26 protein-coding genes are annotated in these 23,670 nt (G+C 69.4%); 17 read left to right on the forward strand and 9 right to left on the reverse strand.

Features of this window, described 5'->3' with window-relative positions; translation table 11 throughout:
* Nucleotides 1–19 precede the first annotated feature (19 nt).
* The gene (locus tag KF941_RS27490; RefSeq protein ID WP_036759954.1) at nt 20–334 is read right to left on the reverse strand and encodes a ribbon-helix-helix domain-containing protein; all 315 of its coding nucleotides are present in this window, start codon (nt 332–334) and stop codon (nt 20–22) included.
* A 308-nt stretch (nt 335–642) separates the two neighbouring features.
* Here KF941_RS27490 and KF941_RS27495 point away from each other — a divergent pair, with 308 nt between their 5' ends.
* Nucleotides 643–1,077, forward strand: coding sequence for a hypothetical protein (locus tag KF941_RS27495; protein WP_214275208.1), 435 nt, complete (start codon nt 643–645; stop codon nt 1,075–1,077).
* A gap of 184 nt (nt 1,078–1,261) precedes the next feature.
* On the opposite strand, the gene cydX is transcribed toward KF941_RS27495, so the two are convergent.
* The 5 genes from cydX to cydD form a co-directional block, all read right to left on the reverse strand.
* Nucleotides 1,262–1,384: a cytochrome bd-I oxidase subunit CydX gene (gene cydX, locus KF941_RS27500; RefSeq protein ID WP_072464076.1), complete on the reverse strand. Its 123-nt coding sequence runs from the start codon at nt 1,382–1,384 to the stop codon at nt 1,262–1,264.
* 12 nt (nt 1,385–1,396) lie between these two features.
* Entirely contained in the window at nt 1,397–2,548 is a 1,152-nt protein-coding gene (gene cydB, locus KF941_RS27505) for a cytochrome d ubiquinol oxidase subunit II (protein WP_036759958.1), read from the reverse strand.
* A gap of 4 nt (nt 2,549–2,552) precedes the next feature.
* Nucleotides 2,553–4,130 (reverse strand): cytochrome ubiquinol oxidase subunit I, encoded by a 1,578-nt coding sequence (locus KF941_RS27510; protein WP_214275209.1) that lies wholly within the window; start codon nt 4,128–4,130, stop codon nt 2,553–2,555.
* Between the two features lie 84 nt (nt 4,131–4,214).
* Nucleotides 4,215–5,906 (reverse strand): thiol reductant ABC exporter subunit CydC, encoded by a 1,692-nt coding sequence (gene cydC / locus KF941_RS27515; RefSeq protein WP_214275210.1) that lies wholly within the window; start codon nt 5,904–5,906, stop codon nt 4,215–4,217.
* On the reverse strand, nt 5,903–7,600 hold the full coding sequence (gene cydD, locus KF941_RS27520; protein WP_214275211.1) for a thiol reductant ABC exporter subunit CydD: 1,698 nt from the start codon (nt 7,598–7,600) through the stop codon (nt 5,903–5,905). Before cydD ends, cydC begins: the two co-directional genes overlap by 4 nt.
* 342 nt (nt 7,601–7,942) lie before the next feature.
* Between cydD and KF941_RS27525 the strand changes: the two genes are divergently transcribed.
* Genes KF941_RS27525 through KF941_RS27545 form a run of 5 tightly spaced genes read left to right on the forward strand, consistent with a single transcriptional unit; the run spans nt 7,943 to nt 10,411 of the window.
* A complete protein-coding gene (locus KF941_RS27525; RefSeq protein ID WP_114536598.1) occupies nt 7,943–8,821 on the forward strand; it encodes an MBL fold metallo-hydrolase in 879 nt (292 codons plus the stop codon).
* Between the two features lie 15 nt (nt 8,822–8,836).
* A complete protein-coding gene (locus KF941_RS27530) occupies nt 8,837–9,172 on the forward strand; it encodes a YgaP-like transmembrane domain (protein ID WP_214275212.1) in 336 nt (111 codons plus the stop codon).
* Entirely contained in the window at nt 9,169–9,588 is a 420-nt protein-coding gene (locus KF941_RS27535; RefSeq protein ID WP_036761444.1) for a membrane protein, read from the forward strand. The genes KF941_RS27530 and KF941_RS27535 overlap by 4 nt, the downstream gene beginning before the upstream one ends.
* Before the next feature lies 1 nt (nt 9,589).
* Nucleotides 9,590–10,036 carry a DUF6691 family protein gene (locus KF941_RS27540; protein ID WP_214275213.1) on the forward strand — a complete coding sequence of 149 codons (447 nt, stop codon included), beginning with the start codon at nt 9,590–9,592 and terminating at the stop codon, nt 10,034–10,036.
* Nucleotides 10,037–10,411 (forward strand): TIGR01244 family sulfur transferase, encoded by a 375-nt coding sequence (locus KF941_RS27545; RefSeq protein ID WP_214275214.1) that lies wholly within the window; start codon nt 10,037–10,039, stop codon nt 10,409–10,411.
* Nucleotides 10,412–10,578: 167 nt separating this feature from the next.
* On the opposite strand, the gene KF941_RS27550 is transcribed toward KF941_RS27545, so the two are convergent.
* A complete protein-coding gene (locus tag KF941_RS27550; RefSeq protein ID WP_036755424.1) occupies nt 10,579–10,899 on the reverse strand; it encodes a metalloregulator ArsR/SmtB family transcription factor in 321 nt (106 codons plus the stop codon).
* Between the two features lie 184 nt (nt 10,900–11,083).
* On the opposite strand from KF941_RS27550, the gene KF941_RS27555 reads away from it, so the two are divergent.
* The 8 genes from KF941_RS27555 to KF941_RS27590 all read left to right on the forward strand — a co-directional run bounded on the left by KF941_RS27555 (nt 11,084) and on the right by KF941_RS27590 (nt 18,640).
* Nucleotides 11,084–11,539 carry a cytochrome c gene (locus KF941_RS27555; RefSeq protein ID WP_036755422.1) on the forward strand — a complete coding sequence of 152 codons (456 nt, stop codon included), beginning with the start codon at nt 11,084–11,086 and terminating at the stop codon, nt 11,537–11,539.
* 1 nt (nt 11,540) lies between these two features.
* Nucleotides 11,541–12,143: a cytochrome b/b6 domain-containing protein gene (locus KF941_RS27560; RefSeq protein ID WP_214275215.1), complete on the forward strand. Its 603-nt coding sequence runs from the start codon at nt 11,541–11,543 to the stop codon at nt 12,141–12,143.
* Nucleotides 12,144–12,316: 173 nt separating this feature from the next.
* Nucleotides 12,317–12,517, forward strand: coding sequence for a DUF2892 domain-containing protein (locus KF941_RS27565; protein ID WP_036755416.1), 201 nt, complete (start codon nt 12,317–12,319; stop codon nt 12,515–12,517).
* Between the two features lie 11 nt (nt 12,518–12,528).
* Nucleotides 12,529–13,488 (forward strand): efflux RND transporter periplasmic adaptor subunit, encoded by a 960-nt coding sequence (locus KF941_RS27570; protein ID WP_072462602.1) that lies wholly within the window; start codon nt 12,529–12,531, stop codon nt 13,486–13,488.
* Nucleotides 13,485–16,676: an efflux RND transporter permease subunit gene (locus KF941_RS27575; RefSeq protein ID WP_214275216.1), complete on the forward strand. Its 3,192-nt coding sequence runs from the start codon at nt 13,485–13,487 to the stop codon at nt 16,674–16,676. Before KF941_RS27570 ends, KF941_RS27575 begins: the two co-directional genes overlap by 4 nt.
* 87 nt (nt 16,677–16,763) lie before the next feature.
* On the forward strand, nt 16,764–17,570 hold the full coding sequence (locus KF941_RS27580; protein WP_214275217.1) for an AraC family transcriptional regulator: 807 nt from the start codon (nt 16,764–16,766) through the stop codon (nt 17,568–17,570).
* A 66-nt stretch (nt 17,571–17,636) separates the two neighbouring features.
* Nucleotides 17,637–18,038, forward strand: a complete 402-nt coding sequence (locus KF941_RS27585) for a DUF2000 domain-containing protein (RefSeq protein ID WP_214275218.1) — start codon at nt 17,637–17,639, stop codon at nt 18,036–18,038.
* Between the two features lie 2 nt (nt 18,039–18,040).
* On the forward strand, nt 18,041–18,640 hold the full coding sequence (locus KF941_RS27590) for a LysE family transporter (protein ID WP_214275219.1): 600 nt from the start codon (nt 18,041–18,043) through the stop codon (nt 18,638–18,640).
* A 62-nt stretch (nt 18,641–18,702) separates the two neighbouring features.
* Here KF941_RS27590 and KF941_RS27595 read toward each other — a convergent pair whose 3' ends face one another.
* Nucleotides 18,703–19,065 carry a DUF5368 domain-containing protein gene (locus KF941_RS27595; protein WP_036755399.1) on the reverse strand — a complete coding sequence of 121 codons (363 nt, stop codon included), beginning with the start codon at nt 19,063–19,065 and terminating at the stop codon, nt 18,703–18,705.
* Between the two features lie 16 nt (nt 19,066–19,081).
* On the reverse strand, nt 19,082–20,431 hold the full coding sequence (locus KF941_RS27600) for an FAD/NAD(P)-binding oxidoreductase (protein ID WP_214275220.1): 1,350 nt from the start codon (nt 20,429–20,431) through the stop codon (nt 19,082–19,084).
* 363 nt (nt 20,432–20,794) lie between these two features.
* On the opposite strand from KF941_RS27600, the gene KF941_RS27605 reads away from it, so the two are divergent.
* The 3 genes from KF941_RS27605 (at nt 20,795) to pssA (ending at nt 23,662) form a co-directional block, all read left to right on the forward strand.
* The gene (locus KF941_RS27605; RefSeq protein WP_072462607.1) at nt 20,795–22,072 is read left to right on the forward strand and encodes a solute carrier family 23 protein; all 1,278 of its coding nucleotides are present in this window, start codon (nt 20,795–20,797) and stop codon (nt 22,070–22,072) included.
* Between the two features lie 166 nt (nt 22,073–22,238).
* On the forward strand, nt 22,239–22,919 hold the full coding sequence (locus KF941_RS27610) for a phosphatidylserine decarboxylase (protein ID WP_114537994.1): 681 nt from the start codon (nt 22,239–22,241) through the stop codon (nt 22,917–22,919).
* Nucleotides 22,919–23,662, forward strand: coding sequence for a CDP-diacylglycerol--serine O-phosphatidyltransferase (pssA, locus tag KF941_RS27615; RefSeq protein ID WP_114537947.1), 744 nt, complete (start codon nt 22,919–22,921; stop codon nt 23,660–23,662). Before KF941_RS27610 ends, pssA begins: the two co-directional genes overlap by 1 nt.
* The last annotated feature ends 8 nt before the right edge of the window (nt 23,663–23,670 follow it).

The raw sequence follows: 23,670 nt of genomic DNA on the forward strand, positions 1-23,670 counted from the left end.
TTCTTGCGCGATGCCGCGATCAGGCGGCCTGCGCCACCTGCTGCGCGGCCTTGCGGAAATCCTGCGCGCCGCGGCCGCGCAATTCCAGCTGCACCAGGCAGGCGCAGCGCAGCAGCGAGGTGAAATTCACCGGCTCGCCGCCAAGTTGCAGCACTTCGGATTGCAGCGTGGACAGGAAGGCGGGCGTGGCCATGCCCTCGCCGGCCGCGATCTCGTCGATGATGTCCCAGAACGCCTGTTCCAGCCGGATCGAGGTGCTTTGCCCGTTCAGCCGCAGCTTGCGGGTCGTCGGCTGATAGCGGCGCGGATCCTGGCGGGAGAAGACTTCGCACATGGCATGGTTCCCAAACTGGCTAGGCAAGTTCCCCGATCATAGCACGGCAGGCGGGTCATGCCAGTTTCTTGGACAGGGCGCCGTCCGGCGCGGGAAATCCGGTGCCGCGATCGGGCCCGATCAGGCAAGAGGGCGGCGTCGGCGGGCGCTGCGCTGCGAGTAGGCGGTTTCGCCGGCACCTGGAAGCGATCTTCGGCCGCGACTCGTCCCTGCCGGCGGCATGGGGCGACAATAAGTCGCCGTCCGGGCGGTTGCCATCTGCAATATACGTAAATGCGTATTATCGCATCTTGCATCAGGAGAAACCGATGAAAACCCTGCTCGCCGCTTCTGTCCTTGCCCTTGCGGCCGCGCTGCCGGCCTCGGCCCAAGAGGGGCGCAAGCTCGTGACCATCCTGACCGCGCCCGAGCCGCAGACCCAGCTGATGGCGATGGTGCTGACCATGAATGCCGTGGCCAAGGGGGCCGAGGCGCAGATCCTGCTGTGCGGTCCCGCCGGCGACATGGCGCTGAAGGAGGCGCCGGAAACCGCCACCGCCGGCCAGCCGCCCCAGGGCGCCAGCCCGCAGGGCCTGATGCGGCAGATGATCGAGAAGAACGGCGTCAAGGTGCAGGTGTGCGCCATCTACCTGCCCGGCAAGGGCGCCGATGCCTCGGTGCTGCTGGAGGGCGTGACCCCCGCCAAGCCCGATGCGATGGCCGCCGAACTGATCGCCGAGGGCACCACCGTCCTGAGCTTCTGATCCCGCCTCGCGGCGACATGAAAGGAAAGGCCGCCCTTGCCGGGCGGCCTTGTCGTTTGTGCGGCCCGCGATGGCGGGGCGGCGCGGGCCGGCACCTTGCCGCAGCGGCCGATCCGGCCGAAGCGGCCCGGCCGCTGTCCCGGACGCGCATGCGCGGCGTCCGGGTGCCGGGGTGATCCGCCGTTCAGGCGCTTTCGGTGTCCTCCCTGGCGGCGGCCTTGTCCTCCATCATCTCGAACCACATCGCGTTCAGCACCGCGAAGGTGACGGCCAGCGGCAGGCCGAGGATCCATGCGAAATACCACATTGCGTTTTCCTTTCAGTAGGCGTGACCGCCCTCGGTGATGTCCTTTTCCTCGACCTTGCCCCACAGCACCTTGTAGACCCAGCTGGTGTAGAGCGCGATGATCGGCAGGAAGATCCCGGTGCAGACCAGCATGATGAACAGCGTCAGGTGGCTGGACGAGGCGTCCCAGACCGTCAGACTCGCCCCCGGCATGACCGAGGAGGGCAGGATGAACGGGAACATCGACAGCCCGACCGAGGAGATGATGCCAAAGATCGCCAGCTTGCTCAGCAAGAGCGTGCGGACCTCGCGCCCCGAGTTCAGCGACCACAGTGCGCCAAGCGCGCCCAGGAAGCCGAGGGCCGGGGCGGCCAGCATCCAGGGATGCGCGGCGTAATTGGCAAACCAGGCGCCGGGCGCGATCTCGACCGTCTTGGCCAGCGGGTTCGACGGCCCGTTCGGGTCGATGGCCCCGGCGATGCGATAGCCGTCGACGAACAGCCACAGCGCCAGCCCGCCCGCCGCGTAAAGCAGCACGGTGGCCATGGCCGCCCAGCTGCCGAAGCGCCGCGCCCGGCCTGCGACCGGCCCCGAGGTCTTCAGGACCAGCCAGGCGGACCCGTGCATGGCCAGCATCGCCACCGACAGCAGGCCGCAGAGCAGCGCGAACGGGTTGAGCAGGCCGAAGAAGCCGCCGTCGTAGAAGATGCGCAGGTCCGAGCCCAGCCGGAAGGGCACGCCTTGCAGCACGTTCCCGACCGCGACGCCGAAGATCAGCGAGGGGACGAAGCCGCCGACGAACAGCGCCCAGTCCCAGTTGCCGCGCCAGCGCGCGCTTTCGCGCTTCGAGCGATACTTGAACCCGACCGGCCGCAGGATCAGCGCGGCAAGGATCGCGAACATGGCGATGTAGAAGCCGGAAAAGGACACGGCGTAAAGCGGCGGCCAGGCGGCAAAGATCGCGCCGCCGCCCAGGACCAGCCAGACCTGGTTGCCCTCCCATACCGGGCCGATGGTGTTGATGACGACGCGGCGCTCCATGTCGGTCTGGCCGGCGAAAGGCAGCAGCATGCCCACGCCCAGGTCGAAGCCGTCGGTGGCGGCAAAGCCGATCAGCAGCACTCCCAGCAGCACCCACCAGATCACGCGCAGGGTTTCATAGGTCAGCAATTCATGCAGGATCATGGTCTTACTCCGCGGGAACGAAACGGGCAGGCAGAAGCGGCGCCTCGGGCCCGTGGTCGGGCTGCGGCCCCTTGCGGATCGCGGCCAGCATCAGGCGCATCTCGATCACGATCAGCACCGAATAGATCAGGGTGAAGCCGGCGATGGTGAACAGCAGCGTCGGCACCGTCAGCGACGAGGCGGCGGCGACCGTGGGCAGCACGTCCTCGATGCTCCAGGGCTGGCGGCCGAACTCGGCCACGATCCAGCCGGCCTCGGCGGCGATCCAGGGCAGGGCCAGCGCGGCGACGGCGGCTTTCAGCAGCCAGGGCCGGCGCGTGATCGTGCCGCGGGCCGAAACCACCACGAAGGCCGCCATCAGCGCCACGTTGACGAAGCCGATGCCCACCATGATGCGGAAGGCCCAGAACAGCGTCGGCACATGCGGCACGGTATCCCACGCGGCCTGGGCGATCTGTTCCTCGGTCGCGTTGCGCGGATCCTCGACATATTTGGTCAGAAGCAGCGCATAGCCCATGTCGTCGCCATGCTCTTCGAAGGCCCTGACCGACTCGGGCGGCACCGCCTCGCGCGAGGGCGCGGCGCGATAGTCCTGCAAGGCGTCATAGGCGACGATGCCGCTGCGGATGCGGTCCTCGGCCTTGTCCACCAGTTCCAGGATGCCGGGAATCTCCTGCGTGAGCGAGCGGGTGCCGATCAGGCCCATCACCCAGGGGATGTGGATGGCGTAATGGTTGGTCCGCGCTTCCATGTCGGGGATGCCGACCAGGGTGAACGAGGCCGGCGCCGGCTGGGTTTCCCACATGCCCTCGATGGCGGCCAGCTTCATCTTCTGGTGTTCCGAGGCCAGGTAGCCGCCCTCGTCGCCCAGGATCACCACCGAGACCGCCGACAACAGCCCGAACGAGGCCGCGACGGTGATCGAGCGCTTGGCCAGGTCGATATGGCGCCCCTTGAGCAGATACCAGGCCGAGATGCCCAGCACGAAGACCGAGGCCGTGACATAGCCGGCCGAGACCGTATGCACGAAGCGGGTCTGCGCCACATGGTTGAACAGCACCGCGAAGAAGTCGTGGACCTCCATGCGCATGGTGTCGGGGTTGAACTCGGCCCCGACCGGGTGCTGCATCCAGCCGTTCGCGATCAGGATCCACAGCGCCGAGAAGTTCGAGCCGATGGCCACCGCATAGGTCGCCATCAGATGGCCGAGCTTGGAAAGCTTGTCCCAGCCAAAGAAGAACAGCCCGACGAAGGTCGCCTCCAGGAAGAATGCCATCAGCCCCTCGATGGCCAAGGGCGCACCGAAGATGTCGCCGACATAATGGCTGTAATAGCTCCAGTTCATGCCGAACTGGAACTCCATCACGATGCCGGTGGCGACGCCCAGGACGAAGTTGATGCCGAAGAGCGTGCCCCAGAACTTGGTCATCTGGCGCCAGATCGCCCGGCCGGTCATGACATAGACGGTCTCCATCACCGCCAGCAGGATCGACAGGCCGAGCGTCAGGGGCACGAACAGGAAATGGTAGAGCGCGGTCAATGCGAATTGCAGCCGCGACAGGGTGACGATGTCTAATTCCATCGGTTTGCCTTGTTTCTTCCCGGCCGGGGCCGGGGTCATGCAGAGGCGTCCGCCGGTGGCGGGCGTCGGTGGTTTTGGGCGCCCTCAGTCGGGGCGCAGACCGGCCAGGGCCGAGGCAAAGCCGGCGCTGCCCCTGGCATGGATCGCGGCGATCCGGCCCTGGTCGATATGGACGAGGCGGTCGGCCAGTGCGGCCTCGCGCCGGATATGGGTGGCGATGACGGCGCTGCGCCCGGTCAGGCAGGGCTGCAGCCGCGCGATCACGTCGCGGGCGGTGGCGGCGTCCAGCCCCTCGGTCGGCTCGTCGAGCAGCCACAGCGGCGCATCGCGCAGGACCAGCCGCGCCAGCGCCAGCCGCCGCGCCTGCCCGCCCGAAAGCCCCAGCCCGTCCTCGCCCAGCCGGGTGTCGAGCCCGGCCGGCAGCGCCGCCACCTCGGGGCCAAGGCCCGCCGCCTCCAGCGCCGCCAGCAGCCGGGCGTCGTCGGCCCCCGGCGCGGCCAGGCGCAGGTTGTCGCGCAGGCTGTCGCGGAACAGTTCGCTGCGCTGGGTCATCAGGCAGGCCGGGCTGCGGGCGATCCGGCCGCCCTCGGGCGCGGCCTCGCCGGCCAGCAGCGCGAGCAGGCTGGACTTGCCGGCACCGCTGGCGCCGATCAGCGCCAGGCGCTCGCCCACGCGCAGCTCCAGGGTGATCCCGGCCAGCACCGCCCGCGCCGCGCCGGGATGGCGCAGCCCGACGCCGTGCATCTGCGCGGCAAAGCCCGGTTCGGGCAGGGGCGCGGCCGGCGGGGCAGGGGGCGGGTCCATCCGCGGTCCCAGCCGGCGGGCCGAGATCAGGCTGCGCGGCAGCTCCATCGCGCCGCGGCGCAACTGGGCAAAGGGCTCGACCGCCGCCAGCGCCACCAGCAAGGCCAGCGCCGCCACCGGCGCGCCGATGCGGCCGCTTTCCGCCAGCCCGCCTGCGACGACCAGCACCCCTGCCAGCAGGGCTGCCGATGCCGCGCCATAGCCGAAGCCCGCCAGCAGGTCGATGCGGTTCAGCCGATCCTCGGCCGCCGCCAGCCGGGCATCCGTCGCGGCGATGGCCCGGCGCTGCGCGCCCAGCCGGCCGGCCATGACCAGTTCGGTCTGGCCCTGCATCAGGTCGATGACGCGGGCGCGCAGCGTCTCGGTCGCCTGCGCGCGCCGTCGCATCCCCGGTCCCGCCGCGCGGGCGGCGGCCAGGGCAAGGCCGATCCCCGCGGCGATCAGAAAGCCAAGCACCGCCAGCCCGAACAGCGGCTGCATCAGCCCCAGCGTCACGCCCGCCGCCAGCGCGGTGACGAGCGCCGCCGCCAGCGGCACCAGCACCCGCAGGTAAAGCACGTCGAGCGCGTCTATATCCACGGTCAGCCGGAACAGCAGCCGCGCCGGGCGCAGCATCAGCGCCCCCGCGGCACCGGGCGCGGCCCAGCCGCGAAACAGCCGCTCGCGCAGGCCGGCCAGCACGGCCAGCGTCGCGTCATGCGTCACCAGCCGCTCGCCATAGCGCGCCCCCGTGCGCCCCAGGGCCAGCAGCCGGATGCCCGAGGAGGGCATGAACACGTCGAAGGCCAGCGCCGTGGCCGTGGTCAGCCCGGCGATGGCGGTGGCGGTGATGAACCAGCCCGACAGCCCCAGCAGCGCGATGCCCGCCAGCACCGTCGCCGCCGCCAGCGCCGCGCCCGTCCACAGCCGGCGCCGCCCTTCGCAAGCGAACAGCGCCAGCACCGGCGCCATGTCCCGGACCAGCCGCCTCATGCCGCCGCCTCCATCCCGGTGCCGTCCAGCCGAATGACGCGGTCCATGCGCGCGGCCAGTTCCGGGTCATGCGTCGCCACGATCAGCGTTCGTCCCTGCGCCAGCGCCACCAGCCCCTCGGCGATCTCGCGCGCGGTGGCGGCGTCGAGATGTGCCGTCGGCTCGTCCGCCAGGATCAGCCCGGCCTGCGGCGTCGCGGCCACCCGCGCCAGGGCCAGGCGTAGCGCCTCGCCGCCGGACAGGCCGGTGCCGCCCTCGCCGACCGGGGCGCTGCCGCGCCGGGCCGCGACCTGGTCCAGCCGGGCGATGCGCAGCGCCTCCGGCAGGCTGCCCGCGGCGGGCAGGGTTCGGCCCAGCGTGACGTTCTGCGCCAGCGAGCCCGCAAAGATATGCGGCGCCTGGCCGATCCAGGCCATCCGGGCGCGCAGTCCCGCGGCGGCTTGCGCGTCGAGCAGCCGGCCGTCGATCTCGATCCGCCCCGAATCGGGTGCGGCCAGGCCGGCGATCAGCGAAAGCAGCGTCGACTTGCCCGAGCCGCTGGGCCCGACCAGCGCCACATGTTCGCCCGGCGCGATGGCCAGGCTGAGGCCGCGCGGGCCGGGCTGCGTCGCGCCGGCATGGCGAAAGCGCAGATCCTCAAGGCGCAGCGCCGTGGCGGCGGCGGTTGACGGGGCGGCGCCCTCGGCCTCGGCGCCGGGCAGCGCCATCCCCGGCTCGGCCGCCCGCTGCAAGGCGGCCATCCCGGCCTCGCCCGCCGCCTTGTCGTGCCAGACTGCCGACAATTCGCGCAAAGGTTCGAAAAAGGCCGGCGCCAGCAGCAGGATGAACAGGCCCTCGGCCAGCGTCAGCTTGTCGCCCCAGGCGCCGAAGGGCAGGTCGCCCAGCAGGTGGAAACCGATATAGACCGCGACCATCGCCACGCCGAGCGCCGCGAAAAGCTCCAGCACCGCCGAGGTCAGGAAGGCGATGCGCAAGACCGCCATGGTGCGCGCGCGCAGCGATTCCGCATCGGCCCTGACCCGCAGCGCCGTCGCTTCGATGGCGCCCAGGCTGCGGATGGTCGCCATGCCGCGCAGCCGGTCCAGCAGAAAGGCGTTCATGCCGCCGACCTCGACCATCTGCGCCTCGCTTGCCGCCTTGGCCTTCCAGCCGACCAGCACCATGAAGACCGGAATCACCGGCAGCGCCACCAGCAGCACCAGCGCCGCCGTCCAGGAAAAGGGCAGGATCGCCAGGAAGATGACCAAGGGCAGCACCGCCGCCTTCAGCCGCGCGGGCCGAAAGCGCGCCAGCCAGGGCACGACGGCCTCGGCCTGTTCGGCGACGATGCTTGCCGCCTCGCCCGAGGGGATGCGCCCGGCATCCAGCGGTGAGCGCGCCGAAAGCGCGGCCACCGCCCTGCCGCGCAGGTCCGACAACTGTGCCCGCGCCGCGCGCCAGGCCAGCCTGCCGCCAAGCGCCTCGAGCCCGGCGCGCAGGAGCCCCAGGGCCAGCACGCCAAGCGCCGGCCCCACCAGCGATGCCGCGCCCGTTCCCGCGGCGATCCCGGCCACCGCAGCGGCCAGGATGCCGGCCTGCGGCAGCCACAAGAGCGCGGCCGCCACCGCCAGGGCGGGGGCAAGCCAGGGTGCGGGGCGGACGCCCTCTCCGTTGGCCGGAGGCGGGTGCCGAGGGGACCTTTCGGATTCGCGCATGGTGATGTCTTTTGGTTCGCGTCGGATGAGGCGACACTTTATATTCGAAGGGATGTATAAATGATGAAGCGGAGGGATGCAGCGAGACAACACGACGCATCCTTTGCTCGCCACCCTTGCATATATTCGCATACTCGAATATCTCATGGATGAAGGACAGTTTGCGCGCAGGAGGAGTATCCGATGAGCCATGCCCCGACCTCGACCTCGACGCCCGGCCAGGGCGCGGCCCCTGATCGTGATACCCGTGATCGTGCTTCCGGCCCCGGCCGGGCCGCCGATCCGCATTCCGATCCGCATTCCGATCCTGGCCCCGGTTCTGGCGCAGGCGTGGCCGCGGCCCTGGCGGCTGCGCCGGAGGTGACGGGGTTTTACGAGGCGCGGACCGGCTCGGTGCAATATGTGGTGGCCGATCCGGCGACCGGCCAATGCGCCGTCGTCGACCCGGTGCTGGACTATGACGAGAAATCCGGCGCCACCGCCACCATCGAGGCCGACCGCATCCTCGCCTTCATCGCCGAGCGCGGCTACAGGCTGGAATGGATCCTCGACACCCATCCCCATGCCGACCATTTCTCGGCCGCCGACTACCTCAAGCGCAAGACCGGCGCCCCCACCGCCATCGGCGAGAAGGTGGTCGAGGTGCAGAAACTGTGGAAGGAATTCTACAACTGGCCGGACTTCCCCGCCGACGGCTCGCAATGGGACCGGCTCTTTGCCGAGGGCGAGACCTTCCGCCTCGGCTCGATCCCGGCGCGGGTGCTGTTCTCGCCCGGCCATACCCTGGCCTCGATCTCCTATGTGATCGGCGACGCGGCCTTCGTGCACGACACGCTGTTCATGCCCGACAGCGGCACGGCGCGGGCGGATTTCCCCGGCGGCGACGCGCATGCGCTGTGGCGCTCGATCCAGGAGATCCTGGCCCTGCCCGAGGCGACGCGGGTCTTCACCGGCCACGACTATTGCCAGGGCGGGCGGGCGCCGGCCTGGGAATCGACCGTGGCCGAGCAGAAGGCGCGCAACAGCCACATGGCGCAATACCTGACCGAGGCCGAGTTCGTCGCCGCGCGGCAGGCGCGCGACCGCACCCTGCCGATGCCCAAGCTGATCCTGCATGCGCTGCAGGTCAACACCAATGCCGGCCGGCTGCCCGCGCCGGAGGCGAACGGTCGGCGCTACCTGAAGATCCCGCTTGACCTGCTGCAGGCGCCCTGGGACTGAGGAGGAGGAGGAAGGATGCGGATCAATATCGCAGGCACCGAGCGGGTGCTGCGGCTGGTGCTGGGCCTCGGCCTGGTTCTGCTGGCCTTGCTGGCCGGGCTTTCGCCGGCGTGGAGCTGGGCGGCGGCGGTTGCCGGGCTGGTGCTGCTGGCGACCGCGGCGCTGCGCTTCTGCCCGGTCTGGGCGCTGCTGGGCATCGGCCGCGGGCCGGAAGGCGGCGGTTCCGAAGGCGGTTCCGAAGGCGGCTCTGAAGGCGAAGGCGCGGATCGTCGGGACGGGGATCGTCGGGACGGGGACCGCGAGGACGGGGACCGCGAGGACGGGGATCGTCGGAACGGAGGCGGGGCATGACCGAATTCACCCCTGTGCAATCGTTGCTGGGCGGCGGATTGATCGGGCTGGCGGCGGTGCTGCTGATGGCGCTGCACGGCCGCATCGCCGGCATGACCGGGATCCTGGCCGGGGCGCTGGCGCCGGGCGGCGGCTGGCGGCTGGCCTTCCTGGCCGGCGCGGTGGCGGCGCCCTTGCTGCTGGTGCGGCTGGGCGGGGTCGAGATCGGCTTCGACAGCCCGGTGCCGCTGGGCTGGACGGCGCTCAGCGGGCTGCTGGTCGGGATCGGGGTCAGCTATGGCGGCGGCTGCACCTCGGGCCACGGGGTCTGCGGGCTGGCGCGGCTGTCGGCGCGGTCGCTGGTGGCGACGCTGAGCTTCATGCTGGCGACCGGGGCGACGGTCTATGCGGTGCGCCATCTTGCGGGAGGGTTCTGAGATGGTCTTGCTGTCGGCCTTGCTGGTCGGGTTGGTCTTTGGCGCGGGGATTGCGGTCTCGGGCATGGCCAACCCTGCGAAGGTTCTGAATTTCTTCGACATTGCCGGGGCCTGGGATCCGTCCCTGGCCTTCGTGATGGGCGGTGCGCTGCTGGTGGCCTATCCGGGCTACCGGCTGGTGTTGCGCCGGCCGGCGCCGGTGCTGGCGCTGCGCTTCCACCTGCCCGAGCGGCGCGACATCGACGCCGGGCTGGTCGGGGGTTCGGCGCTGTTCGGCCTGGGCTGGGGGCTGTCGGGCTTCTGCCCCGGCGGCGCCATCCCCGCCATCGGCCTCATCCGCCCCGAACCCGTCCTCTTCACCGCAACAATGGCCGCCGGAATCGCAATGGTCAAAATCGGGCAGCGATGGGCCGCGGCCCGCTCTGCCGCCGATCGGCAGGGGGCATGAATGTGGCCCTTTCGACGGCGCGGCAAGCCGCGGATTCGCAAGATTGACGACCGGTTCTCGGCCACCGGCCAGCTTCGTCCAGAAGACCTGCCGGCGGTTGCCGCGGCCGGGTTCCGGGTGCTGGTCTGCGTTCGCCGCGACGGCGAGGAACGCGGCCAGCCCGATTTCGCCACCATCGCCGCCGCTGCCGCGCGCCTGGGCCTGACCGCCCGCCACATTCCGGTGTCCGGCCAGCCCTCGGCCGGCCAGATTGCGGCTTTCCGCCGCATCCTGGCCGAGGCGAAGGGGCCGGTGCTGGGCTGGTGCCGCTCGGGCATGCGGGTCCGGGCGTTCTATGCCCTGTGCCGGCAACAGGCGGTGGCGAGCAGGGCGTGATGCCTTTGCGCAACCCGGCACCTGCGGAAGGCTGGGCCTGAAAAGGCGGGGCCTGGTCAGCAGGTTCGCTTGCGCCAAGGGCCGCGGCCTGCCGCAGCAAGGCGCCGGAGCCCAGCGTCGCCCGGCCTGCCGCATGGCATTGCGGGCCGGGCTTGCGCCTAGCCGGATCAGCCCTTCGGGCCGCAGAACGTGTTGTAGAGCACTTCCATCACCTTGCGGGCAGGCTGGCTTTCGATCCGATACCAGATCGTCTGCCCGTCGCGCCGGCCAAGGATGATCTTGTCGCGGCGCAAGAGCGCCAGGTGTTGCGACACGGTCGAATCGCGGATGCCCAGGAATTCCGCCAGCTGGCCCACGGATTTTTCACCCTGCACCAGCTGGCACAGGATCAGCAGCCGATGGCGGTTGCCAAGCGATTTCAGAAGCTCGCTGGCCTCGTCGGCGGCTGCGCGCATGGTTTCGGGGTCTATGCTGACGTCGGCACTCATGCTCCATAGCTACATTAATGCGAATATACGGTCAAGATGCGCCCGCAGGCTGCCGGTGCCCGGCCCAGGCGAGGGGTCAGATCGCGACAGTTTGCCGCATTAATCTTCGAAGTTTCGAATGTTACGGCATTTTACATAACGCGCATCAGCAAGCCATCAACAGCAAGCAAAAAAGGTGATTTCCATGCACAAGATCTTTCTGGCCGCCGCCGTCCTGGCCCTTCCCATCACGGCCCAGGCTTCCGAGCCCGGCGATATTGCCGCCGCGCGCATCGGCTATTTCAGCCTGGTCAACCTGGAGATGGGCGGGCTGGCCGCCATGGCGCAGGGCAAGGCGCCCTATGACGCCGAACGGGCGCGGGCGCTGGCCGGGGATCTCAAGCTGCTGTCGGAATACCTGCATGACGACCTGCTGATGCCGGGAACCTCGAATGCCGACCTGGCCGGCAAGACCCGCGCCCTGCCGGCGATCTGGGAACAGACCGAGGATTACCGCGCCAAGGGCATGGCCTTCCGCGAGGCGGTTGCCACGCTGCACGGCGTCGCCGGCGAAGGGCAGGAGGCGCTTGCCCCCGCCGTCGGCCAGGTCGGGGCGACCTGCAAGGCCTGCCACGACAGCTATCGCGCCAAGGATTTCTAGGATGCGCGACGGCGCAGCCACCACCTCTGCCGAGCCTACCCAGGTGGTCCGGCTGTGGGATCTGCCCTTGCGGATCTTTCACTGGGCGCTGGCGATCTGCGTCGCCGGGGCTTGGGGATTGGGCAAGTTCGGCCCCGATGTCATGACCCTGCATTTCCTGTTCGGCTATGCGGTGATCGGGCTTCTGGCCTTTCGGCTGCTCTGGGGCTTCGTCGGGCCGCGCCCGGCGCGGTTCCGCAGCTGCCTTCATGGTCCCAGGGCGGTTCTGGCCTATCTGCGGCAGCTTCCGGCGCGGCAGCCCAGCTTCTGGCCGGGGCACAACCCCCTGGGCGGGCTGTTCGTGATCCTGCTGCTGGCCGTGCTGGCGGTGCAGGTCGCGGCCGGCCTGGTCGCCGATCCGCAGGATTACGTCAATACCGGGCCGCTGGCCGGGGCGGTCAGCGCCCGGATCTCGCGCCTGGGGCTGGCCCTGCACGACCTGCTGGGCAAGCTGGTTCTGCCCATGGTGCTGCTGCATGTCGCGGCGGTGCTGTTCTATCGCCTGTGGAAGCGCGAGAACCTGATTCGCCCGATGATCACCGGGTGGAAGCGCATCCGCCGGTGACGGCGCATCCTGGCCGGAACCGCAGCCGTGGTTCCGGCCGAGGGCTGCGACCAAGGCGAAATGTCGCAGGCTGCAGGTTCGATTCCGGGGCGTCGTTGAAGACATTCTCCTTGAAACCGATTATACGTATATATGTATATACTGTCGGCAATCGGCCGTTCTGGAGTTCCCCGATGACACTTGATCGCACCATTCTTGCCTTTGCAGGGTTCATGGTCCTGCTTTCCGTCGCGCTGACCGTCTGGGTTTCGCCCTTGTTCGTCTGGCTGACGGTCTTTGTCGGCGCCAACCTGCTGCAATCCGCCTTTACAGGCTTCTGCCCGGCGGCCATGATCTTCCGCAAGCTTGGCATAAAACCCGGCTGCGCCTTCTGAAAGTTCGATCCATGCGATTGCTGCTGCTTGTCGCGCTTGTCGCCACCGGGCCGGCGCTGGCCGAGCCGTTGATCCTGGACTGGAGCGCGGTGCCCGAGATGAAGGCCGTCTACGGCACGGTCGAGGCCCGTGACACCATCCCGGCGCGGGCGCGCATCGGCGGCACGGTCGTGGAACTGCTGGTCAGCGAGGGGGATCGCGTCGAGGCGGGGGCGACGCTCGCCACCGTCCGCGACGACAAGATCGCCTTCCAGATCGCGGCTTTCGCCTCGCGGATCGAGGCGCTGCGGGCGCAGCTGGCCGAGGCGGAATCCGACTATGCGCGCGGCCAGTCGCTGGTGCAGCGCGGCGCGGCTTCGCAGCAGCGGGTCGAACAGTTGCAGACCGCGGTCGATGTCATCCGCGGCCAGATCGCCGCGGCCGAGGCCGAGCGTGCCGTCATCGAGCAGCAGCAGGCCGAAGGTGCGGTCCTGGCCCCGGTCTCGGGCCTGGTGCTGAGCGTACCGGCCGTGCGCGGCTCGGTGGTGATGCCGGGCGAGGTGGTGGCGAGCGTGGGCGGCGGCGGCTTCTTCCTGCGCCTGTCGGTGCCCGAACGCCATGCCGCCGACCTGGCCGAAGGGGCCGAAATCCAGATCAGGGCCGGCGGCCAGGCTGCCGCGGGCCGGCTGGCCAAGGTCTATCCGCTGATCCAGGGCGGCCGGGTGCAGGCCGATGTCGAGGTCGACCGGCTGCCCGACGCCTTTGTCGGCGCGCGCGTGGCGGTGGACCTGCCTGTGGGCGAGCGCCGGGCGCTTCTGGTGCCCGCCGCGGCGGTGACGACCCGCGCCGGGGTGGATTTCGTCAGCGTCGCCGGCGCCGCGGGCGAAGAGCGGCGGGCGGTGCTGACCGGCGAAAGCCTGGCCCAGGACGATATTGAGATGGTTGAGATCCTGACCGGCCTTGCGCCGGGGGAAACGGTGATCGTCCCATGAACATCCCCGGCGACACCCCCCGCAGCCCCGGCCTGGCCGGCTGGCTGACGCGCGGCTTCATCACCTCGCCGCTGACGCCGCTGTTCCTGATCGCGGCGCTGGCCTTCGGGCTCATCGCGCTGATCAGCCTGCCGCGCGAGGAGGAGCCGCAGATTTCGGTCCCCATGGTGGACATCCGCGTCCAGGCCCCCGGCCTGCGGGCCGAGGATGCGGTCAAGCTGGTGACAGAGCCGCTGGAGACCATCGTCAAGGGAATCGACGGGGTCGAGCATATCTATTCCCAGACCCAGGACGACGGCGTGCTGGTCACGGCGCGCTTCCTGGTCGGCACCCCCTCCGATGCGGCGGTGCTGCGGGTGCATGACAAGCTGCGCGCTAACATGGACCGCATCCCGGTCGGCATCCCCGAGCCGCAGGTGCTCGGGCGCGGCATTGACGACGTGGCCATCGTGGCGCTGACGCTTTCGGCCCGACCCGATGCGGCGGACCGGGTGACGGCTGCCGAACTGACCCGCATCGCCCGCGAATTGCGCACCGAACTGGCCAAGATCGACGATGTCGGCCTGACCTATCTGATCGGCGAGACGGAGGAAGCGATCCGCGTCGCCCCCGACCCCGGCAAGCTGGCGCTTTACGGCATCACGCTGCAACAGCTGGCCGGCAAGGTCCAGGGCGCCAACCGCGCCCTGCCGGCGGGGATGCTGCGCGACGACGGCCAGCAAGTGATGCTGGTCGCGGGCGAGACCCTGCGCAGCCCCGACGAGATCGGCAACCTGGTGCTGACCGCGCGCGACGGCCGCCCGGTCTATGTCCGCGACGTGGCCGACGTGGGTTTCGTCTCCGATACGGCCGAGGCGCTGGTCGCCACCGTCACCCGCGATTCCGCCCGGCGCCCGGCGGTGACGCTGGCGCTGGCCAAGCGCGCCGGCGCCAATGCCGTCACCGTGGCCGAGGCGATCCTGCACCGCGCCGAGGCACTGCAAGGCACGCTGATCCCCGACGACATGCAGGTCGAGATCACCCGCGACTATGGCGAGACGGCCAACGAAAAGGCCAACGAGTTGCTGTATCACCTGGGCCTGGCCACGCTGTCGATCATCGCGCTGGTCTGGCTCGCCATCGGCCGGCGCGAGGCGCTGGTGGTGGCGGTGGTGATCCCGGTGACGATCCTGCTGACGCTGTTCGCATCCTGGATCATGGGCTATACGCTGAACCGGGTCAGCCTGTTCGCGCTGATCTTCTCGATCGGCATCCTGGTGGACGACGCCATCGTGGTGATCGAGAACATCGCCCGGCATTGGGGCATGGGCGGCACCGACCGCCGTGAAACCGCCATCAGCGCGGTGATCGAGGTCGGCAACCCCACCATCGTCGCCACCCTGACCGTGGTGGTGGCGCTGCTGCCGATGCTGTTCGTCTCGGGGATGATGGGGCCTTACATGAGCCCGATCCCCTCGAACGCCTCGGTCGCGATGATCTTTTCCTTCTTCGTCGCGGTGACGGTGACGCCCTGGCTGATGCTGAAGGTCGCGGGCCGCGCGCCGCTGCACCACGGCGCCGAGGGGCAGGGCGGCCGGCTGGGCCGCGCCTATGCCGCCGTCGCCCGGCCGGTTCTGGCCAGCAAGGGGCGCGCCTGGCTGTTCCTGGGCGGGGTGATCGTGCTGACCTTCGGCTCGCTCGCGCTGTTCTATACCCGCGACGTGACGGTGAAGCTTTTGCCTTTCGACAGCAAGTCGGAACTGTCCGTGACCATCGACCTGCCCGAAGGCGCGGCGGTCGAGGCGACGGATGCCGTGGCCCAGGCGGTGGCCAGGGTGGCGATGGACCTGCCCGAGGTGGTCTCGGTCCAGACCCATGCCGCCGCCGCTGCGCCGTTCAATTTCAACGGCCTGGTGCGGCATTCCTTCTATCGCACCCAGCCGCAGCAGGGCGAGGTGGCGGTCAACCTGGCGCCCAAGCACGACCGCGACCGCTCGAGCCACCAGATCGCGCTGGACCTGCGCGCGCGCATCCTGGCCCTGCCGCTGCCCGAGGGCACGGTGCTGAAGGTGGTGGAACCTCCGCCCGGCCCGCCGGTGATGGCGACGCTTCTGGCCGAGATCTATGGCCCCGACCCGCAGACCCGCCGCGCGGTGGGCGAAAAGGTCGAGGCGGCCTTCCGCTCGGTCCCCTTCATCGTCGATGTGGACAATTCCTGGGGTGATGCCGCGCCGCGGCTGCGGGCGCTGATCTCGCCCGACGACCTGGATTTCTACGGCGTGGCGGAATCGGATGTCTTCGACAGCATCGCCATCCTGAACGGCTCGACCACGGTCGGCTATTCCCACCGGGGCGAGGGGCGCGCGCCCATCCCGATCCGCGTCGAGCGGCCCCGCGAACAGCGCGTGCCGGGCGAGGATTTCCTGACCACGCCGATCCCGGCCGACCTTCTGCCCGGCAATCGCGGCGTGGTCGAGCTGGGCGACGTGGTGCGGATCGAGGAAGAGCGCGCCTCGCATATCCTGTTCCGCCACAACGGCCGCCCGGCCGAGATGGTGACGGCGGAACTCGCCGGCACCTTCGAGGCGCCGCTCTACGGCATGATGGCGGTCAAGGATGCGCTGGAGGCGCAGGACTGGACCGGCCTGCCCAAGCCCGAGATCCGGTTGCGCGGCCAGCCCGAGGACGACAGCGCCAGCACGCTGCTGTGGGACGGCGAATGGGAGGTGACCTGGGTTACCTTCCGCGACATGGGAGGGGCCTTTGCGGTGGCGCTTCTGGGCATCTATATCCTGGTCGTGGCGCAGTTCGGCTCGTTCCGGCTGCCGCTGGTGATCCTGACCCCGGTGCCGCTGACCTTCATCGGCATCCTGGGCGGGCATTGGCTGTTCGGCGCGCCTTTTTCGGCGCCGTCGATGATCGGCTTCATCGCCTTGGCCGGGATCATCGTCAGGAACTCGATCCTGCTGGTGGATTTCATCCGCCACGACACCACCGGCCGGCCGCTGACTGAGGTGTTGATCGACGCCGGGGCCGTGCGTTTCCGGCCGATCCTGCTGACCGCTCTGGCGGCAATGATCGGGGCGGCGGTGATCCTGACCGATCCGATCTTCCAGGGGCTGGCGATCTCGCTCTTCTTCGGGCTGATCTCCTCGACGCTGCTGACGGTGCTGGTCATCCCGGCGGTCTATCGGGTGTTCCGCACCTGAGCCGCCGGGCCGATGGCTGGTCTTGGCGGGATGGTTGCCCTATTCCCAAGGAAAAGCCCGGCCGCCTTTCCTGCCACGACCGATGCCATGCAAGCAAACCGTTATCACCACCTCGGCTGGCATCACGGCATCGAACTGTTCGAGGCCGCCTTCAGCCACCAGACCTTTGGCCGTCATGCGCATGAGGGCTTTGCCATCGGCGCCATCGCCGAAGGGGCGGGCGGCTATGTCTGCCGCGGCGAAACCATGGTGTTGCCGGCCGGCACCCTGTCGCTGATGAACCCCGAAGAGCCGCATACCGGGCACGCCGCCGCCGACCGGGTGCGCTATACCATGCTTTACGCGTCCGAGGCGGCGGTCCGCGCCGTGCTGGGGCTGCGTGTCCTGCGCGGCTTTGCCGCCATCGCGCCGCGCGACCGCGGATTGCGCCTGGGCCGGGCCCTGGCGCATCTGGCCCATTGCCTGAATGCCCCGCCCAGCCCCGACTGGCGCCTTGCGGCGGAAGAGGCTGCGCATGCGGCCCTGGCGCTGGCCTTCGGCCAATACGGCCGCGCCGAATTGCGCCCGGCAGGGGACGAGCCGGCGGCGGTCCGGGCGGTCCGGGCACGGATCGTCGCCGGGGTCGAGGCGGGTGAGGCGCTGGCCCTTGCCGACCTGGCCGCCGAGGTGGGGCTGAACCCCTCTTACCTGATCCGCAGCATGCGGCGGGCCACCGGGCTGACGCCGCATGCCCATGTCTTGCAGGCCCGCATCGGCCATGCCCGCCGGCTGCTGCTGGAGGGCGTGCCCGCCGCCGAGGCCGCGGTCGCGGCGGGGTTTTGCGACCAGGCGCATCTGATCCGCCAATTCCGCCGCCACCTGGGCGTCACCCCCGGCGCGCTACTGAGGCATTAGCAGGTCGATTTCGTCCAATCCTTGCCCGCTCGATCCATGGCACGGGGTCCGGGAAAGGATTCGCCCATGCCATTGAAACCCGTCATCATCCTGGCCGCAGACCTGCCCCTGGGGCTCAAGGCCAATTTCGCCGCCGTCCTGGGCATGAGCCTGGGCCGGCTTCGTCCCGACCTGCTGGGCGGCGCGACCCCCACCGGCGACGGCATCGCCTTGCCCGGCATCACCACCGTTCCCCTGCCGGTGCTATACGCGCCGCTGCAGGATCTGCCCGGCCTTTTCGCCCAGGCCGAGGCCCTGCCGCTGCGGCTGGCCTATATGCGCGCCGCCTTCGAGGCGCGGGACTATCCCGATTACGCCGCCCGCATCGCCGCCGCGCCGCTGGCCGATCATGCGCCGCAGGCGATCCTGCTGGCGGGGCCGCGCAAGGCGGTGGACCGGATCTGCGGCCGCCTGCCGCTGCTGCGTTGACCATGGCCGACCCGCAGGCCCTGCTGGCGATGGCCAGTTTCGCCCTGGCGGCCTCGGCCACGCCGGGGCCGGTCAATATCATCGGCGCCATGACCGGCGCGCGGTTCGGTCCGCGCCGGGCGCTGGCCTTCGTCAGCGGGGCGACCGCCGGCTTCCTGGTGCTGCTGCTAGGCTTTGGTGCCGGCCTGCTGGCGGGAACGACCTGGATCCTGGCGCTGTCCCGGCCCCTGACGCTGGCCGGTGCGGCCTATCTGCTGTGGCTGGCATGGCGCCTGCTGCGCGACGACGGCCGGGTCGCATGGCGCGATCCGGCGGGGCAAGCCGCGCCCGGCTTCTGGTCCGGTGCGCTGGTGCAGGGCCTGAACCCCAAGGCCTGGCTGGCGGCGCTGTCCTCGCTCTCGACCTTCGTGATGCCGCTGGCCGATCCGGCGGCGGGGCTGGCGGTCTTCGCCGCGCTTTTCGGCGGGATCTGCTGGGCCTCGCTGGCCGCATGGGCCTGGGGCGGGGCACGGTTCGGACAGGGCCGGCTGCGGGCGTTCAACCGCGGCATGGCCCTGATCCTGGCGCTATCGGTCGGCTGGATGCTGGTGCAGGCCTTCTGACGAGCCTGCGCGCAAGCGCAGGGCGGTCCCGGAGCCCGACCACCCTGCACTTGCGCCCCGGATCAGGGATTCTGCCCGGACCGCGGAGGCCGCAGCAGCGACTGGACGGTATAGACCAGGATGGCGCTGCCCACCGCGCCCAGCACCGCCACGCCCAGAAGCACGATCACGTCGATCGGCCCGCCGATGTCGCGCAGGCCGGAATGCGTCATCTGCTGGACGAAGATCACCGCCAGAATCGCACCGAAGGGCATGGACAGCTGCGCCCAGAGGAATTTGCGCATCGACATCGCCCGGTCGCGGATCAGCACGTAAAGATAGGCCGCCGTGACCAGCAGGGCGAGCGCGACCATGGTCCAGAACAGGCCGCGGCCGAAGATTTCCTCGAAGACCGCGATCAGGGTGCCGAATGTCAGTTCTTTCATGTTGCTTCCCCTTTCGTCAGGCCCGGCCGCGCAGCATGGCGTTATAGGTGGCCTTCAGCGCCACCTCTTTCATCAACCAGCTGATCCACAGCTCTTCCAGCGGGGCGATCACGCCGGGGAACGAGGGCACCAGGTTGTTGTGATAGTCGAACTCGACCAGCATCGCCCGGCCGACGCGGGTGATGAGCGGGCAGGAGGTGTAGCCGTCATAGACCTCGGTCCCCTCGCGCCCCTGCAGGGCGGCGACCAGATGGTCCTCGATCACCGGAACCTGCCATTTCACCGAAGCCGCGGTCTTGCCCTTGGGCACGCCCGCCACGTCGCCAAGCGCGAAGATCTCCGGGTAGCGCAGATGGCGCAGGGTCTTCATGTCGCATTCGACCCAGCCCTGGTCGGTCCATTTGTCGGCCCAGGAAAGCCCCGACTGCCGGATCACCTCGGGCGCGCGCTGCGGCGGGATGACGTGCAGGTAGTCATAGGGCATCTCGGTGGTGGACTTGACCATCTCGCCCGTCGCCGGGTCGGGGGCGGCGGTTTCGAACCGCGCCGTCTTGCGGCCGGGGTCGATGGATTTCAGCGTATGGCCGTAATAGGTGGCGACGCCACGCTCGGCGAACAGCATGCGCACCTTTTCCGCGACGATCGGCACCGAGAACAGCGCCGTCTGCGGGCAGGTGTAATGCATCTCGTACTTGCCCTTGGCACCGCCGCGGCTGGCGATGTCGTCCAGCAGGAAGGTATGCTTCAGCGGCGCGCCGGCGCATTTCATCTCGGTCTCGGGGCGGGCGAACAGGCCGATGCCGCCTTCCTCGGTGAATTTCGACGCCGCCTGCCAGGTCCTGGCCGCATATTCCGGCCCGGCATAAAGCGCGCCGATCCCGTCCTTGCCCACCATGTCCAGCGAAAAGCCCTGGATCGCGCCGTGATCCAGCACCAGGCCCGGCGCCACCACCAGGAAGTCGTAGTCGAGCTTTTGCCCCTTTTCGGTCGAGACGGTCTTGGCCAGGGGGTCGATGGCAGCCGCCGCCTCGGCGATCAGCGTCACGCCCGAGGGCAGCCAGTCGGTCGTCTTGGACACCACGTAATTGGCCGGCTTCAGCCCCGCGGCGACCAGCGACAGGCCGGGCTGGTAAAGATGCTGCGCCCTGGGGTCGATCAGGGTGATCTGCGCCCCGTCCAGCCGCTGCACCAGGCGGTTGGCCAAGGCGGTGCCGCCGGCGCCGGCGCCGATGATGATGATCCTGGCTTTCGTCGCGATCCTGCTGGCCTGGGCGGCGCGAACCCCCAGTCCCGCCGTCACCGCGCCGGCAAGGGCAAAGCTCAACACTCCCCTGCGAGAGGGTCGGAAATCGTCTCGTCCTGTCATTCGGCCTCCTCCGTGACCTTTTGCGGCCGGCCCCGGAGCGTGGTTTCCGGTTCTGCGGCCACATGCGCTGACACCCGCCCGAGCCTGCAACGACCGTCAAGCCAGCCGCAGCACGCAGGCGTCCTACAGGTAAGCACAAGACGGTCGGGGCGGCGTTCCCAGTTACCCGAGCCAGATGTTGGATGTATTCATATTCGATCCTATGAATGTATCAATATGCCAGATGGCTCGCATTTTACTTGCGCGGCACTTGGTCGCAGCGCCCGGCAAGGCAGGGCATTTGCGCCATTGCGCGGTTGCCACTGGCCTTTTTGCGCAAACCCGCCCACAAGCCGGTCCATCGAACCGAATCCGAGAGACGTGATGGGCTATTTTCCTGACTGGCGCCCCGCCGCGGGCGCCACGGTGCTTCCCGATGAAAAGCTGCCGCTGACCCAGGCGGTGCCGATGAGCCTGCAACATTTGCTGGCGATGTCCGGCTCGACCATCCTGGCGCCGCTGATCATGGGCTTCGATCCCAATGTCGCGGTGTTCTTTTCCGGCATCGGCACGCTGCTGTTCTTTGCCGTCACCGGCGGGCGGGTGCCCAGCTATCTGGGCTCGTCCTTTGCCTTCATCGCCGTCATCATGGCGGCGACCGGCTTTGCCGGCGGCGGGCCGAACCCCAATATCGCCGTGGCGCTTGGCGGCATCATCGCCGCCGGCCTCGTCTATGCGCTGATCGGGCTGGTGGTGATGGCCATCGGCGCGGGCTGGGTGGAAAAGCTGATGCCGCCGGCGGTGACGGGCGCCATCGGCATGTCCATCGGGCTGAACCTGGCGCCGGTGGCGGTCAAGCAGCTGGCCGGCAGCCACGCGCATCTGAGCATCGCGCTGGCGACCGTGCTGTGCATGGCCATGGTCTCGGTCTATGGCCGGCAGGCCACGCGGCGGATCGCGGTGCTGGTCGCGCTGCTCTTCGGCTATGGGCTGGTGCTGGTCCTTGGCAACGGGCTGGGGCTGGTGCCGGGCATCGACTTCGCCGCCGTCGCCGCCGCGCCCTGGTTCGGGGTGCCGAACTTTACCGCGCCGCGCTTCGAATGGTCGGCGATCAGCCTGATCGCCCCGGTCGCCATCGTGCTGGTGGCCGAGAACCTGGGCCATATCAAGGCCCTGGGCGCGATCACCGGGCAAAGCATGGACCGCTATATCGGCCGGGGCTTCTTGGGCGACGGGCTGGCCACCATGCTGGCCGGCGCGGGCGGCGGCACCGGCGTCACCACCTATGCCGAGAACATCGGCGTCATGGCCATGACCCGCGTCTATTCCACGCTGATCTTTCCCATGGCGGCGGCGATCGCGATCTTCCTGGGGCTCTCGCCCAAGTTCGGCGCCGTGCTGCAAACCATCCCGGCACCGGTGCTGGCGGGGCTGGCGGTGTCGGTCTTTGGCCTGATCGCCTCGGCCATGGCCCGGATCTGGGTGGACAACAAGGTCGATTTCTCGGACCCGCGCAACCTGTTCACCGTGGGGGTGGCGCTGATCATGGGGGCGGGGGATTTCACCGTGAACATCGGCAATTTCTCGCTGGGCGGCATCGGCACCTCGACCTTTGCGGCGCTGGCGCTCTACCAGCTGCTGGGCATCGGCCGGCGGGCGTGACATCCTGAGGCGGGCCCCGCGACCGAGGCCTGCGCCCTGGGGCGGCCGGATGCCCCTGCGGCAAGGACCGCGCGCCAGGGACAACATGTATGGCAGGCTGCGCTATTGCGTGCGGTTTCAATCGCATTATGACTGGCGGCGCCGATCAGCCCATGGGGAATGCCAGATGCGCATGCGCGACACCTTCATCAAGCCCATGCACCGCGAGGGCATCCGCTTCGTGGCGGCCTTTGCCGCCGCCACCCTGCTGCTGTTCCTGATATGGGAGCCGCTGGGCTGGATCGGGGTCGGGCTGACCGTCTGGTGCTATTACTTCTTCCGCGACCCCGAACGGGTGACGCCGGCGCGGCCCGGACTGGTCGTCAGCCCGGCGGACGGCGTCGTCTCGCTGATCGAGCCGGCGGTGCCGCCGGCCGAGCTGGGCATGGCCGACACCCCGCTGACCCGCGTCAGCGTGTTCATGAGCGTCTTCAACTGCCATGTGAACCGCAGCCCCGTGGCGGGCGAGGTGGTGGCGGTCGCCTATCGGCCGGGCAAGTTCTTCAACGCCTCGCTGGACAAGGCCAGCGTCGACAACGAAAGAAACGGGCTGCGCATCCGCATGGCGGACGGGCGCGACCTGGCGGTGGTGCAGATCGCCGGGCTGGTCGCGCGCCGCATCGTCTGCTTCGTCAAGCCCGGCGACCGGCTGGGCCGGGGCGAACGCTTCGGGCTGATCCGATTCGGCTCGCGGCTGGATGTCTATCTGCCGCCGGGCGTGGTGCCGCTGGTCGAGATCGGCCAGACCATGGTCGCGGGCGAATCGGTCATCGCCGAACTGGCGCCGGCCGGGCAGGCGGAGGCGTGATGGACCAACCCACCGGCCCGCAGACCGAATTTTCGCTGGTCCAGCTCTTGCCCAACGTGCTGACCATCGTCGCGGTTTGCGCCGGGCTGACCGCCATCCGCTTCGGCGTGCAGGGCGACTACATGCCGGCGGCGCTGCTGATCATCGCCGCGGGCATCCTGGACGGCATCGACGGGCGGATCGCGCGGCTGCTGGGCTCCTCCAGCAAGATGGGGGCCGAGCTGGATTCGCTGGCCGATTTCCTGAATTTCGGCGTCGCCCCGCCGCTGATCCTGTATTTCTGGGCGCTGCGGGACTCTCGCGGCCTGGGCTGGATCTGCGTGCTGCTTTTCGCCGTCTGCTGCGTGATCCGGCTGGCGCGCTTCAACGTCTCGGCCAAGTCCGAGGATGCGCAGCGCGACAGCGCCTATTTCGAGGGCATCCCCTCGCCCGCCGGGGCGCTGCTGGTGATGCTGCCGATGTATCTGTCCTTCGCCTTCGCCGACCGGCCGATGCTGCCGGCGATACTGATCTGCCTGCACATGGTCCTGGTGGGGCTGCTGCTGATCAGCCGCATCCCGACCTGGTCCTTCAAGACCACCCGGATCTCGCGCGAGAACGTCAAGTTCTTCCTGGTCGGCGTGGCCTTTGTCGGGGCGGCATTGCTGACCTTCGCCTGGGTGACGCTGATCGCGTTGTGCCTGGGTTATGTCGTCATGGTCATCTGGGCCTGGATCGACCGGGAACGACCCTCAAACCGATAGGAACGGCC

The sequence above is a fragment of the Paracoccus sp. pheM1 genome, assembly GCF_018499825.1.
GTDB lineage: Bacteria > Pseudomonadota > Alphaproteobacteria > Rhodobacterales > Rhodobacteraceae > Paracoccus > Paracoccus versutus.